The organism is Aureimonas sp. AU22 (assembly GCF_001463745.1).
Classification (GTDB): Bacteria; Pseudomonadota; Alphaproteobacteria; order Rhizobiales; family Rhizobiaceae; genus Aureimonas.
Genome location: NZ_BBWJ01000010.1, coordinates 44,314 through 57,342, shown reverse-complemented (window position 1 = coordinate 57,342; position 13,029 = coordinate 44,314). Strand labels below are relative to the sequence as shown.

At 67.8% G+C, this 13,029-nt stretch carries 13 protein-coding genes; 2 read left to right on the top strand and 11 right to left on the bottom strand.

Annotated elements, in window-relative coordinates; genetic code table 11:
- Nucleotides 1–2: 2 nt before the first annotated feature.
- The 4 genes from AUL34_RS03660 to AUL34_RS03645 form a co-directional block, all read right to left on the bottom strand.
- On the bottom strand, nucleotides 3–917 hold the full coding sequence (locus tag AUL34_RS03660; protein WP_061931324.1) for an ABC transporter permease: 915 nt from the start codon (nucleotides 915–917) through the stop codon (nucleotides 3–5).
- A 70-nt stretch (nucleotides 918–987) separates the two neighbouring features.
- Entirely contained in the window at nucleotides 988–2,496 is a 1,509-nt protein-coding gene (locus AUL34_RS03655) for an ABC transporter substrate-binding protein (protein WP_082653135.1), read from the bottom strand.
- Nucleotides 2,497–2,577: 81 nt separating this feature from the next.
- Nucleotides 2,578–3,480: a 5-dehydro-4-deoxyglucarate dehydratase gene (gene kdgD / locus AUL34_RS03650; RefSeq protein WP_061931320.1), complete on the bottom strand. Its 903-nt coding sequence runs from the start codon at nucleotides 3,478–3,480 to the stop codon at nucleotides 2,578–2,580.
- 56 nt (nucleotides 3,481–3,536) lie between these two features.
- Entirely contained in the window at nucleotides 3,537–4,280 is a 744-nt protein-coding gene (locus AUL34_RS03645) for a FadR/GntR family transcriptional regulator (RefSeq protein WP_061931318.1), read from the bottom strand.
- A 286-nt stretch (nucleotides 4,281–4,566) separates the two neighbouring features.
- Between AUL34_RS03645 and AUL34_RS03640 the strand changes: the two genes are divergently transcribed.
- Nucleotides 4,567–5,487 (top strand): ankyrin repeat domain-containing protein, encoded by a 921-nt coding sequence (locus AUL34_RS03640; RefSeq protein ID WP_156420766.1) that lies wholly within the window; start codon nucleotides 4,567–4,569, stop codon nucleotides 5,485–5,487.
- Between the two features lie 117 nt (nucleotides 5,488–5,604).
- On the opposite strand, the gene AUL34_RS03635 is transcribed toward AUL34_RS03640, so the two are convergent.
- Entirely contained in the window at nucleotides 5,605–6,489 is an 885-nt protein-coding gene (locus AUL34_RS03635) for a hypothetical protein (protein WP_156420765.1), read from the bottom strand.
- A 295-nt stretch (nucleotides 6,490–6,784) separates the two neighbouring features.
- Between AUL34_RS03635 and AUL34_RS03630 the strand changes: the two genes are divergently transcribed.
- Complete coding sequence (locus AUL34_RS03630; protein WP_244492430.1) at nucleotides 6,785–7,972, top strand: hypothetical protein; 1,188 nt, start codon at nucleotides 6,785–6,787, stop codon at nucleotides 7,970–7,972.
- Nucleotides 7,973–8,053: 81 nt separating this feature from the next.
- Here the strand turns inward: AUL34_RS03630 and AUL34_RS03625 are convergent, their stop codons facing one another.
- The 6 genes from AUL34_RS03625 to AUL34_RS03605 all read right to left on the bottom strand — a co-directional run bounded on the left by AUL34_RS03625 (nucleotide 8,054) and on the right by AUL34_RS03605 (nucleotide 12,871).
- The gene (locus AUL34_RS03625) at nucleotides 8,054–8,512 is read right to left on the bottom strand and encodes a LysR substrate-binding domain-containing protein (RefSeq protein ID WP_061931310.1); all 459 of its coding nucleotides are present in this window, start codon (nucleotides 8,510–8,512) and stop codon (nucleotides 8,054–8,056) included.
- On the bottom strand, nucleotides 8,509–8,736 hold the full coding sequence (locus AUL34_RS22715; RefSeq protein WP_202814933.1) for a LysR family transcriptional regulator: 228 nt from the start codon (nucleotides 8,734–8,736) through the stop codon (nucleotides 8,509–8,511). Before AUL34_RS22715 ends, AUL34_RS03625 begins: the two co-directional genes overlap by 4 nt.
- Before the next feature lie 36 nt (nucleotides 8,737–8,772).
- The gene (locus tag AUL34_RS03620; RefSeq protein WP_061931308.1) at nucleotides 8,773–9,801 is read right to left on the bottom strand and encodes a Gfo/Idh/MocA family protein; all 1,029 of its coding nucleotides are present in this window, start codon (nucleotides 9,799–9,801) and stop codon (nucleotides 8,773–8,775) included.
- An 8-nt stretch (nucleotides 9,802–9,809) separates the two neighbouring features.
- On the bottom strand, nucleotides 9,810–11,318 hold the full coding sequence (locus tag AUL34_RS03615) for a tripartite tricarboxylate transporter permease (protein ID WP_061931306.1): 1,509 nt from the start codon (nucleotides 11,316–11,318) through the stop codon (nucleotides 9,810–9,812).
- Between the two features lie 4 nt (nucleotides 11,319–11,322).
- Nucleotides 11,323–11,787, bottom strand: a complete 465-nt coding sequence (locus AUL34_RS03610; RefSeq protein WP_061931304.1) for a tripartite tricarboxylate transporter TctB family protein — start codon at nucleotides 11,785–11,787, stop codon at nucleotides 11,323–11,325.
- Between the two features lie 112 nt (nucleotides 11,788–11,899).
- Nucleotides 11,900–12,871 carry a tripartite tricarboxylate transporter substrate binding protein gene (locus tag AUL34_RS03605; protein WP_061931302.1) on the bottom strand — a complete coding sequence of 324 codons (972 nt, stop codon included), beginning with the start codon at nucleotides 12,869–12,871 and terminating at the stop codon, nucleotides 11,900–11,902.
- Between the last annotated feature and the right edge of the window lie 158 nt (nucleotides 12,872–13,029).

The following is a 13,029-nucleotide window of genomic DNA, read 5'->3' as shown; positions in this document are numbered from 1 at the left end:
GGTCAGTACCGGATGCGCGGGTCGAGCGCGGCATAAAGGAGGTCGATCAGGATGTTGAGGATGAAGATCGCGCAGGCGGTGACGAGGATCGTGCTCTGGACCACCGCGAAGTCGCGCTGAACGATGCTGTCGATCATCAGTTTGCCGATGCCGGGCCAGCCGAAGATCGTCTCCACCACCACCGCGCCGTTGACGAGGCTGGCCGCCAGATCGCCGGCGACGGTGACCACCGGCAGCATCGAATTGCGCAACCCGTGGCGCAGCAGGATCGTGCGTGGGGCAAGGCCCTTCGCCTTTGCGGTCTTGACGTGCGCTTGGGCGAGGACGCCGATCATCGTGCCGCGCACCACCTGGACGAGGAGGCCAAAGGGGCGGAGCGTCAGCACGGCCACCGGCAGGATCCAGTAGGCGAGACCCCCGGTGCCCGACGTCGGCAGAAGGCCGAGGCCGACCGAAAAGACGAGGACGCCGACGATCGCCACCCAGAAGTCCGGGGCGCTGGCGCCTGCCAGCGAGACGAAGCTCGACAGGCGATCGAACCAGCCGCCGGGCCGGGCCGCGGCAAGCGCCCCCACCACGAGCGCCAGCGAGAAGGACAGGAGGATGGCGAAGAACGCGAGTTGAAGCGTGCGCGGGAAGGCTTCCAGCGCCACTTCCATCGCCGGCCGGTTCTGCCGGAGCGACATGCCGAAATCGAGGCGGAGGAGGTCGCCGAGATAGGCGAGGAACTGGCTGACGACCGGCTGGTCGAAACCGTTCAGCCGGTTGAACTCCTGGCGCGCCTCCAGCGAGGAGTCGAGCGGCAGGAACAGGGCCGCCGGATCGCCCGTCAGGCGCGTCAGCACGAAGACGAGGACCAGGAGACCAAGAATGGAGACCGCGCTGTTGAAGGCGCGCTTGCCGATGAAACCGAGCATGGGGTGCGTGCGTCCGGAAAGGCGACGGTCGGCCGGAGGGCGGGAGGCCACCCTCCGGCGCGCGACCTTGCTACTTGAAGCGGATCTGCGAGAGCGGAATCTCGCTGTTGGTGGCAAGGCTCGGACGCCAGTCGATGCGCGGGCCGACGGCGGTATAGCCGATCATGTGGAACATCGGCACGTCGGCGGCGATCTCGTCGTGGACCTTGCCGAAGACCGCGCGGAACGCTCGTCCGCGCTCGTCCCCGGTCGCCGCCAGCGCCGTGTCGATCTCGGCGTCCATCGCCGGGTCGTTCAGCGTCGAGTAGCTGCCGGACGAGCGATAGAGCAGCGGCACGGTGAAGGCGGCGTCGCCCTTGTTGTTGTCGTGCTGGATCTGAAGAAGCGTCGGGCCGCGCTCGGCCGGGAACGGCTTCTGGAGGTAGCGGGTCCAGTCGGCCACGTCGAGCATGGTCAGCTTCACGTTGAAGCCGGCATCGTTCCACATGGCCATCATGGCTTCCATGGCCTCGGTGCCGTTGGGATAGATGCCGTTGCGCCCGACGAGGTTGATCTCGGTGTCGACCGGAACGCCCGCCGCACGGGCTTCCTCCAGGAGCTTGGCCGCCCCGTCGGGATCGAAGGCCCAGGGCTTCAGGTCCTTGTCGTGGCCGTTGATGCCGGGCGGCACCATCTGCGAGGCGCGCAACGCCTCGTCGCCGAAGAGGCCGGCCATGCCGTCCCAGTCGATCGCCATGTTGAGCGCCTTGCGCACGCGCACGTCGTCGAGCGGGGGATAGTCCATGTCGATGCGGACCGCCGTCGTCTCCGAGTTGAGGTAGGAGACGTCGCGGGCGGGGTCGGTCGCGTCCTGGAGCGCGATCGTCGGCGTTAGGTCGGCCTCGCCGGTCTGAATCATCGCGATCCGCAGCGAGGATTCGCCGCGCCAGACATAGGTGGCCTTCGTCACCGCCGGCGCCTCGCCCCAATAGCCGTCGGAGCGCTCGAGGACGATGCGCTCGGGGCTCGCCTCCTTCAGCACATAGGGCCCGGTGCCGACCGGCGCGTTGGTCGCCTGCGTCGCCGCGGTCTTGGGCGAGACGATCATCGCCACGCTGATCAGCGTCGGCAGGATCGGCTGCGGCTGCGTGGACTTCACGTCGACGGTGGCGGGATCGACCACCTCGACGGTGATCGTGTCGTTGCCGAACTTGGCGAGGTTGTTGCAGGTGAAGGCCTTGGACGTCATGCGGTCGATCGAGAACTTGACCGCCTCGGCGTCGAAGGTCTCGCCGTCTCCGAACTTGACGCCCTCGCGCAGCTTGAAGCGCCAGGTCAGCGGCTCGACCTGTTCCCAGGACGTCGCGAGCTTGGGGTCGACCGAGCCATCGGCCGGATCCACCACCGTCAGGGTCTCGGTGATGTTCTGGCTAAGCACCTGCCCGACATCGGTCAGGATCGAGCCGCAGGGCTCCAGGTTGCTCGGCTGCTCCGGCAGGACGATGGTGATCTCGCCGGGCGAGCCTTGCGCGAGGGCGGGCTGCGCGATGGTGCCGGCCAGGGCCGCGAGGGCCATCCCGGCAATCGTCGTTGGTCTCATGATGATCCTCCCGTTCGTGTCGTCAGGTTCGAGACGGCCGACGCCTCCCGCGCGGCCGCCCGGACGTGTTGTCAGGCGCTCTCAGGCGTTCTTCTCGATCAGGGCGGCCAGCATGCCGCGCTCTTCGTCGGTGAGGTCGGTCAGCGGCGGGCGCACCGGGCCGGGCGCCTGGCCGACGATGGCCGCGCCCGCCTTGATGATCGAGACGGCATAGCCCGTCTGGCGGTCGCGAATGGTGGCGAAGGGGTAGAAGAAGTCCTTCAGGATCGCTTCCATCGTGGCGCGGTCGCCCGCGCGCATCGCCTTGAAGAAGCGCACGGCGAGCGCCGGCACGAAGTTGAACACGGCCGAGGAATAGGTCGTCACGCCCGCGGCGTTGAAGGCCTCGGCGAACAGCTCGTGCGTCGGCATGCCGCCGATGTAGCAGAGCCGGTCGCCGAGCTTGGCGGAGATTTCGCGCACCAGCGAGATCTGGCCCGTGCCGTCCTTGAAGCCGATGAGGTTCGGGCAGGCGTCGGCAAGGCGCGCCAGCGTGTCGGCGTTCACGACGGAGTTGGAGCGGTTGTAGACGACGACGCCGAGGTCCGTCGCCTGGCACACCGCCTTGATGTGCCGGAAGAGCCCTTCCTGCGGCGCGCCGATCAGGTAGTGCGGAAGGAGAAGAAGGCCGTCCGCGCCCGCCGCCTCGGCCCGCCGGGCGACGTCCTTGGCCAGTTCCGTGCCGTAGCCGCATCCGGTGACGATCGGCACCGACCCGGACGCTTCCTTGGCCGCGCGGGTGACGCTGCCGACCTCTTCGGGCGACAGCGAGAAGAACTCGCCGGTGCCTCCCGCCGCGAACAGCACGCTGGCCTCGAAGCCCGAGAGCCATTCGACATGGCGGCGATACGTGTCGAGGCTCAAGGCCCCGTCGGTGTCGAAGTGGGTGACGGGGAAGGACAGGAGGCCGGAGGACAGGGCGACCTTGAGGTCATCGGGAGACATTGCAGCTCACATCATACGACTCGATGCGGTAGTCGTATGATGACGACGTGCAGGGGTCAACCGGTCTTTTCGACTGGCCGGATGCGAGTCAGCGCGCGGTAGCGCTTGATCCCGCCCTGCAGATGATGGCGCATGGCCTCCCTTGCGCCCTCGGGGTCGCGCCTGGAGATCGCGTCGGCCACCGCCTCGTGCTCCTTGAGGATGAGGCGGTCGCGGTTCGGAAGCGGGTCGACGCCACCCATCACGGTCCGGAACTTCACGCGCGGGATGATCCGCTTGCCGATGTGCTCCAGAAAGGCCTGGAAGCGCGTGTTGTTCGTCGCCTTGGCAATGGCCATGTGGAAGGCGAAGTCGGCCTCGTCGGTCGGCTCGCCGCGATCCACCCGCTCGCGGAACTCGTCGACGAGCGACAGGATTTCTGCCTCCTGTGCGGGCGAGGCGCGCAGGGCCGAAAGCCCGGCAGCCTCCACCTCGACGCCGATGCGAAGTTCCAATTCCTCGATGATGTCCGAGATCTTGTCGGTGGCTTGCCGGAAGAGTTCCAACTCGGCGCTCGGCCGCTTCGGACCGATCACGAAGACGCCGACGCCGTGGCGCGAATCGACCAGACCGTCCGCGCGGAGCGCTGCGATCGCCTCCCGGATGACGGTCCGGCTGTAGCCGAAGCGCGAGACCAGGACCGGCTCGGTGGGGAGCTGATCGCCCGGGGCGTAGTCGCCGTCCACGATCTGTTGCCGAAGCGCGTCGATGACGACATCCCGCAAGGAACGGGCTTGGGATGCAACGGGTGCTCGAGCCAATGTCTACCTCCGCCACTGCGCGGTGGCCCTGCTCGCGAAACCTTCAGATGGTTCGCCCAATCATCATATGACTGCCCCGCGCGGATGTCTAATGCCGAACGCATGGGAGTTCCGCGCGGTGGTCGCGTAGGCCTCGAGGCGCCGTGCGGTTGGGCACGCCGGAAGCCTATGGTACGCGCTTTCGATGGACGCCGTGGTGCGAAGAGACCGATCGATGCGAATGCAAGCCACCCCAGCCGCCGATCGTCCAGAACCGGGCAGGGTGGGCTCCGGCCGGTTCGCGGCCATGGCGCGGTTCGCTGTCCTCACGGCGGCGCTATCGGGCGTCATGCCTGTCGTCGCTCCACGCGCCGCATCGCCGAGCGCCCGCGAATGCACGCATGCGGCTGCGACCTCGCAGCCCACCGAGCGCCTCGTCCTCGAGGCCGTGACGAACGGACAGTCCGGGCGCGACATGGTCGCGGCGGTGTTCTCCGGCGATCGGGCGACCGTACGTGCGCTGTCGCAACGCGACCCGGCGCTCCTGACGACGCATGTGCCTCCGGCCCGCTACCCGGATTTCCGTCCCGATGGCCAATGGGGCGACCTCCTGTCGATCGCCGTGGCGCGTTGCGACACCGCGATGCTCGAGGCGTTGCTCGCGGCAGGGGCGGCGCCGAACGGCTCGGTGCCGGGTCTGCCGCTGGACACCGCCGTCGCCGCGCACGACCTGACGGCCATGCGAATTCTGCTGGCGGCGGGGGCATCCCCCGACCCCGGCGGCCCGGACGCGAAGTGGCCGCTGCGCACCGCTGCGCGCGTCGCCGATCCCGAGGCCGCGACGTTGCTGATCGCCTACAAGGCGCAGTTGGATCGCGTCGACGCGACCGGCAGCACCGTGTTGCAGGACGCGGTCGACATGGATTCGATGCAGGTCGCCGAGGCGCTGATCGAAGCGGGGGCAAACCCCTGGGCCGTCGGTGCGGGCGGCGCGTTGCCGGCCTATGGGATCGGCCAGCCGCTGGCGCTGGGATCGCCTGCCGAGGAGGCGGCGCGCAGGCGGCTGGAGGCGAAGTTGCGCGCCGTGGCGACGACGTGGCCGGCACCCAGTCCCGTCGAGGTGAAGGCGGCGATCCGCGACGGGCGCTGGCCGCCGGGCGCTCTTGCCAGGGCCGGCGCCACCACGCCGCCCCCGGCGGTTCTCCAAGCTTTGGGTGCCCCACGCTGAACGCCTGCACCGGGCGACCGAACGCGTTCCCCTCTCGACAAAGCGTAGCCGCCGGCGCGTCCGTCTCCTCCCATGAGGCAGCAAGAGGTCGCGGCCGGCGGTCGTCGATGAGAGGCCTCATGCCTTGCTGAAGAGATCCTCCTCCGCCGGTAGGCGACGGTTCAGTTCCGCCAACGTTCCCGACCGGATCGCGGCATAGACAAGCGTCTGGTCACCCGAATCGCCGCAGACGAAATCGCGCGGGTCCTCGCGCTTCTGGAAGCGGCCCAGCGCGGGAATGAGGTCGGCCGGCGGATACTTCCAGAGGTATTCGCAACTCACCGTCCGGGTGGTGCCGTCGATCGGGAAGGCGATCTCGGCCGTTCCCTGCGCGCCGTCCGGTGGAAGCATCGCGGTGACGTCGCGCGGCTGCACGGCGTGGCCGAGCGAGGCAAGCACGGATGCGGTGATCTCGGCGAGGAGGGGAGCGTCGTATTCTGTGTGCGCCGGCACGAACGTGAGGCGTCCGATGCGGGGGTGCCCATCGTCGTGATATCGGTCGTCGTAGAGCGCCGCAAACGAGCCGATGGCCTCATGGACACCGATGGGATGGCCAGGATCCTGTCGCTGGGCTGCGTTCCACAGCGAACCCGCATCGATCTCGCCGACCTCCAGGCCGCCGACGGCCTCGAGCGCTGCGACCGTGGCCTGGAGGATTCGCAGTTCGTCCGGCGAGGGATCGCCGATGGGAACGTCCTCGACCTCGACCGGCTCGTTCTCGTGAGTCCGATGGTGACCGAATAGGGCCGGGGCGGCGGTAGCCTCTCGCCCGTCCTCGATGCGCGGTTTCGCCCTGCCGATGTCCGGCTTCACGAGGCCGATGCCCGCAAGGACCACGAAGCCGAGACAGGCGGCAAGGCTAGCCCAACCGATGGCGTCGAACGGTCGTCGCAAGAGGACGAGTGCGGCGGCCGCAAGGGCGAAGAACGCCATGCCTGCCCAGAGTTCACGCTTCGAGGGCATGAGGGTCTCCATGCGTCGGGGATCCGACAGGGGAAAACGCAAGACGTTCCGGGCGGCCGATCTGCCCATCGTGGGACGTCCGGAGAGGTCTGCGCGGAGCCAAGGCACGGGTTTGGCATTCTCGTCGTCATTGGATTGCACTAGCTTTGCCCACCGAACGAAGGAGAGGCCGATGACGGTCCACCCGCCGTCAAGCCAACGTCGGTTTCTACGATACGCGGCAGCGCTCGTCCTCGCCTCATCGGGCGCGATCGCACCGACCGGCGCCGCAGCGGAGACGATGACGATCGGATCGATGAGTTTCGATCTTCCCGATGCGCGCTCCGGATGGAAGGCCCAGCGGCTCAAGGATGGCTTCATCCTCCAGAAAGAGTTTCCGAAGACCGAGGACAACCGCCGCAAGGGAGCGGCCGTCATCCAGGTCGTCGGTCCCTTCGCCGACCCGCCGGGGTCGTTCGACAAGGGCTTCGACACGGTGGTGGGGCTCATCAAGGGCATGCCCGCCGAAGATGTCACGACGAAGTCGAACGGCACAACGATCAACGGGCATCGGATCCGGCACGAGTACCGCTGCTGCGGCCGCCTGAACGAGCTGTCGGCCGGCCAGCGCGTCGTCGGCTTGGCCTCCCAGGGCAAACAGGCCTTTTTTGCGCTGCTCGACTTGCAGCTTCGCGGCGACGCGCAGGACAGTGCCGAGGCGGACTTTGCCGCGCTCGTCCGTTCGCTAAAGCTGGAGGAGAGCGACCGGCCGTTCGAGCTCGTCCCGAAGGCGGGCGATGGCGGGCTGGATGGGGTCTACACCCATCTCGAGACCGGGCTGAGGCCCAACGCTTTCGGTGGCGTGGACTTCTACTCCGACAGCAACGTCACGGTGTTCGACCCCTCCGGGCTGTTCACGACCGAAATGCCTGCGGACGGGGATCTCTCCGCGCACTGCCGGGAAAAGCCACGAGACTGCGGGATCTACGCGTTGAAGGGCGGGGGGCTCTTTTCCCTTGAGAACGAGATCGAGATGCGGGCCGTCGACGACGACTTCGGAACGCTCGCTGCCGAGACGAAGCCGTTCAAGCGGTCCGGCAAGGACCTCGTGATCGGGGAGGCGGACTATGCTCTCGTGCCGCCGTTCCCGGAGGGCACGCCGTTCGAAGGGCGGTGGCGCTCGTTCTTCGCCTCGTCCGGGACGACGGCGACGAGTTCGGGCGGTGTCAGCTCGGAGCGGATCGTGACGCTCGGCCGGGACGGATCGTTCCGGCGGACGGGGTCGACGGGCGTGATGTCGAGCAACGAGATCGGCGGATCGCGCGTCGGATTTGCCTCGGGCGGCGAGCGTCCCGCCGAGAGCGGGCGGTACCGCGTGAAGAACTATACCTTGGAACTCGTCGGCGACGACGGGACCACCGAGCGCCACTCGATCTTCGCGCCGGACAAGGGTTCGGACAGCCTGCTCGTGATCGACGGGTCGAACTATCTGAAACAGGAATGATGGCCGGGTTCGGCTCCTGACCGCGGCGCGTTTCGCCAACTCAGGAGCGCGGCGGCCGCTCCATGCGCGGCGTCGCTCGCATCAACGAGACGGGGTCCCCGCCTTGTCCTGGCTCTGTCTCACGCAGTCGATGAAGGCGCGCAGTATCGGCCGCATCTGGCGCCGGGAGGGGTAGTAGAGGTGGAACCCGGGAAAGGGCGGGGTCCAGTCGTCCAGGATCCTCACGAGGCGTCCGGCGTCGACGTGCGGCGCGACCTCATGGTCGAGAAGGTAGCCGACCCCCAAGCCGTCCAATGCGGCCGCCAGCATCAGTTCGGGCTCATTGAACGTCAGCGGCCCCGACACCTGGACGTCGATCGCGCGCCCGTCCTGCTCGAACTCCCAAGCGTAGATCGTTCCCGCACCGACCATGCGATAGTTGATGCAGCGATGCGCCATCAGGTCGCGAGGGTGGCGCAGCGGTGAACGGTTTTCCCGGAGGTAGGACGGGGCGGCCACGACGGCCATGCGAAGGTCCGGCCCGACGCGCAGCGCGATCATGTCCTGCTCCAGCTTCTCCCCGAGGCGAATGCCCGCGTCGAGCCGATCGTCTCCAGCACCGGTGAGAGGGTCGACAGAAGCGTCTCGCCAGCCTCGGTCGGTGCGACGCTCCGGCTTGTGCGCTGGAGCAGGCGGTATCCGAGCGACGCCTCCTGTCGACGGATCGTAAGACTGAGGTTGGACTTCGAGGTGCCGAGCGCGGCGGTGGTCCGGACCCGTTTCATGGGTCAGGACCAATCAGATGGACTACGCGCTTGCGCTCAAGCTTCGATGTCGTCCGCCCGTCTCCCCCGTCCAGCGAAGGTGTAAGCCGCTTCCATCAGGCGTAGCGTCTCGAGATTGTCCAGCCGATCGGTCGGGAATGGCTTGCCCGTTCGCAGGCCCTGGACGAACGAGGCGATCAGGCCCGAGAAGCACGCCTGGTAGTTGGCCGCGAGATCGTGCTTGTGCCGATCCTCTGGCCGGCTGACGAGATAGATCTCGTCGCGGTCGAGGATCAGCGTATCGGCCGAGCCGATCACTTCGAGCCGGTCGGTCGGCAGCGGCGGATAGCCCATGGCCGAGATGTTGCCATCGAGGACCACCGAAGCGCCGCCGGCACGCTCGCGCATCATGATGACGCCGACATCCTCGCCCGCCAGATCCGGGTTGGTGCGGGCGGTATAGGCGGACATCACGTCGAGCTCGCCCAGCATGGCGCGCAGCGCGTCGAGCTGATGGATCAGCATCTCGAAGATCAACAGCCGCTCGAAGCGCGCGAGATAGGGCTGACGCCCGAGGAGGAAGGGCGTCTCGCCCTCGCGGGCCACCATGGAGGCGGAGCGCATGGTCAGGCGCACGTGCTGCACCTTTCCGATCCGCCCTGCGGCGATCCATTCGCGCACCTCGGCGTAGTGCGGGCGGAAGCGGTAATTCTCGTGGATGCAGAAGCGCACGCGATCGCCGATGTCGCGGATCAGCGCTTCCGCCTCGGCGACGGTCGGGGTCATCGGCTTCTGGCATACGATATGAACGCCATGGTCGGCCGCAAGGCGGGCGAGCGGCGCGTGAAGGCCGACCGGCGTGATGATGTCGAGTGCATCCAGCCGTTCCCGCGCCAGCATCTCGCCGACATCGGTGTAGACCGCGCCGATGCCGAACTCCGCGGCGGCGGCCTCCGCCTTGGCACGGTCCGGATCGCATATGGCGACGACGACGGCGCCCTCGGCCGCCGCCCAGCCCGCGAGATGGAAGCGGCTGATAGCGCCCGCCCCGGCAACGCCGATACGCAGATCGTTCGAGATGTCCATACGCGTGGTCACTTTCCTGAGGAGGCGGATGCCGGCCGATCGGCGCGTTGAGGCAGGAGCCGGGCGACGAGCGGCGCCACGAGCGCGCCGATGGTCAGCATGGCGAGGATCGCGGCGACCGGGCGGTCGACGAAGGGCATGAGGCTGCCGCCCGACTTGATCAGCGAGGTGACGAAGTTCTGCTCCACCATCGGCCCCATCACGAGGCCCAGCACGAAGGCGGCGACCGAATAGCCGAAGCGGTCCATGGTGAAGCCGACCACGCCGAAGGCCGCGACGACGAGGATCGAGAACGGGCTGTTGGTGACGGCATAGGCGCCGACCGCGCAGCACAGGAGGACCGACGCCATGATGGCCCAGCGGGGTACCTCGAGGACATAGCTCGTGCCCCGGATCATCATGATGCCCAGCGGGATCATGATGATGTTGGCGACGAGGAAGATCCAGTAGATCGCGTACATGCTGGCCGCGTTCTGCGTGAACAGCGTCGGGCCGGGGTTCAGGCCCTTCATGTAGAGGACGCCGATGGCGATGGCGGTGATCGTGTCGCCGGGGATGCCGAACAGGAGCGAGGGCACCCAGCCGCTGGCGAGCGAGGCGTTGTTGCTGGCGCCCGCTTCCACGAGGCCTTCGGCGTGGCCCGTGCCGAACTTCTCCGGCGTCTTCGAGAAGCGCTTGGAGATGGCGTAGGAAACCCAGGCCGCCATGTCGGCGCCGGCTCCCGGCAGCACGCCGATGATGACCCCGACCACGTTGCCGCGCAGCATCTGCCAGCGATAGCGCAGCGTGAGCGCCCACTGGCCGCCCAGGATGCTGCCGAACCGGCGGCGCGGCAGCTTGGGAGGAGGCGGCGTCGTCATGGCGCGCATCACTTCGGCGACCGCGAAGACGCCCACCAGCACCGCGATCACGTCGATCCCGGACAGGAGGTCGATCGACCCGAAGGTGAAGCGGGGCGTGCCGGCGGCATTCTCCATGCCGACGCAGGAGACGAGCAGCCCGACGAGCATCGCCGCCATGGCCTTCGTCTGGGAGCCGGACGAGACCAGAGTGGCGCAGAGAAGGCCGAGGCACCCCAGCCAGAAATACTCGTAGCTCGAGAACTCCAGTGCCAGCTCGGCCAGAGACGGGGCGATCAGGACCAGCGCCAGCGTGCCGACGATGCCGCCGATGGCGGAGAACCACAGCGCGGCGCCGAGCGCGATCTCGGGCTCGCCGCGCTTGGTGAAGGCATAGGCTTCCTGCGTGTAGGCGGCCGAAGCGGGCGTGCCGGGAATGCGCAGCAGCGTGCCCGGAATGTCGCCGGAGAAGATCGCCATGGCGGAGGACGAGATGATCGCCGCGACCGCGGCGATCGGGGAGAGATAGAAGGTGATCGGCACCAGCAGCGCCGTCGCCATGGTGGCCGACAAGCCCGGGATGCAGCCGATCACCAGTCCGTAGATGGAGGAGAGGAGGACGACCAGCGCGACTTCGGGCGTGGCGATGAGTTGAAACGAGGAAGCGATAACGTCCATCGGATCACCAGGGCAGCGTGAGAAGGCCCGCCGGGAGCGGCACCCGCAGAAGGCTTGAGAAGATCGTATGGATCAGGGCCGGCATCACGACGGCCAACGGCAGGGCGACAAGCGGTCGTGCGCCGAGAAGCAAAGAGGCGGCGAGCACCACCACGAAGCCCGACAGGAGGAAGCCGAGCGTTTCCACCGAATAGACGTAGAACACGAGAAGCAGGGACGGCAGCGCCAGCCGCAGCAGCGTCGCGCCGCGCGATCGAGCCAGGTCGACGGGCTCCTCCTCCTCGCTCACGCCGGCGGAGAACAGGATCAAGAGCGCGCAAAGGCAAAGGCCCGCGCCGATCACATAGGGGAAGACGGCCGGCCCGATCGGTTGGCCGGGAACGGATGGAAGCTGCGCGGCGGCGGTGATGGTCGCCGCTCCGAGGCCCGCCAGGGCGAGGCCACCGATCCGATCGGCTGTGGTCGTCATGATGCCCTCCCGAGAACCGCAGCTGCCCGGGCGGGCGCGCTGCCTTGTCTTTTGGCGCAGACATGCGGCTGCATCTCCCAAGCAGCCGCATCGTTCGTTCGTGCGGCCGGCGTCAGTTCGAGACGAGCCCGGCTGCCGTCATCACCTCGGCGAACTGGGTTTCCTTGTCCTTCATGAAGGCGGACATGCCGTCGGCGTCGGCCCATACCGTGCCGAAGCCGCGGCCCTTCATGAAGTCCTGGTACTCGGCGCTGTCGTAGACGGTCTTGAGAGCCGTCCCGAGCCGCTCGGCCACGTCGTCCGGCGCGCCGGCGGGCAGGACGATGCCCCGCCAGGACGAGGCGACGGTCCAGTCCACGCCGGCGCTTTCCGCGAGCGTCGGGATGTCGGGCCCCTTGGGACTGCGCTCGGCCGCCATCAGGCCGATCGTCTTGACGCGTCCGGCCTCGGTCATCGCCTGCGCCTCGGGTAGGGATGACACGACGACGTCGACGCCGCTTGAAGCCAGCTCCTGGAGCGCCGGGGCCGCGCCCTGGCTGGGCACCCAGACCGCCGCCGTGCCGGGCACGTCCGCGCGGACCAGAAGCCCGGCCATCGCCAGATGCCAGATCGAGCCCTGGCCCGAGCCGCTGAAGCGAACCGTCTGGCCGCTGCGGATCGCCTCCAGCAGGTCCTTGGCCGTGCCATAGGGCGAGTCGGCGCCGACATGGATGGCGGCAGGATCGGTGTTGACCAAGCCGACCGGACGATAGGCTTCGTAGGTCAACTGGGTAAGGCCCAGCCGATGCAGCATGTTGATCTCGGCGGTGACGAGGCCGATCGTGTAGCCGTCCGGCCGGGCGCTGGCGATCGCCTGGTGGCCCACCACGCCGTTGCCGCCGGTGCGGTTCACGACGTTGACCGGCTGGCCGAGTTCGCGCTCCAGTCCGCCGGCCACGATGCGCGCCGTGGCGTCCGAACCGCCACCCGCGCTCCAAGGCACGATCAGGGTGATGGGGCGGGCCGGAAAATCCTGCGCCCCGGCGGGCAGGGAGACATTGAGGGCGGCCGCACTGATTGCGGCAATCAGAAGTCGTCTGTGCATGGAACCTCCCAACGCGGCTCTCCTTGCCGCCATAGTTGTCTTACAAGCATGGAGTTGGCAGACATGCAAGAGGCACTCATCATCCTCATTGGGATACCGGCTCTCTAGAAATTCTGCCGAGATCATGTCCCCGTCAACTGGTCTCAGATCGTTCACAA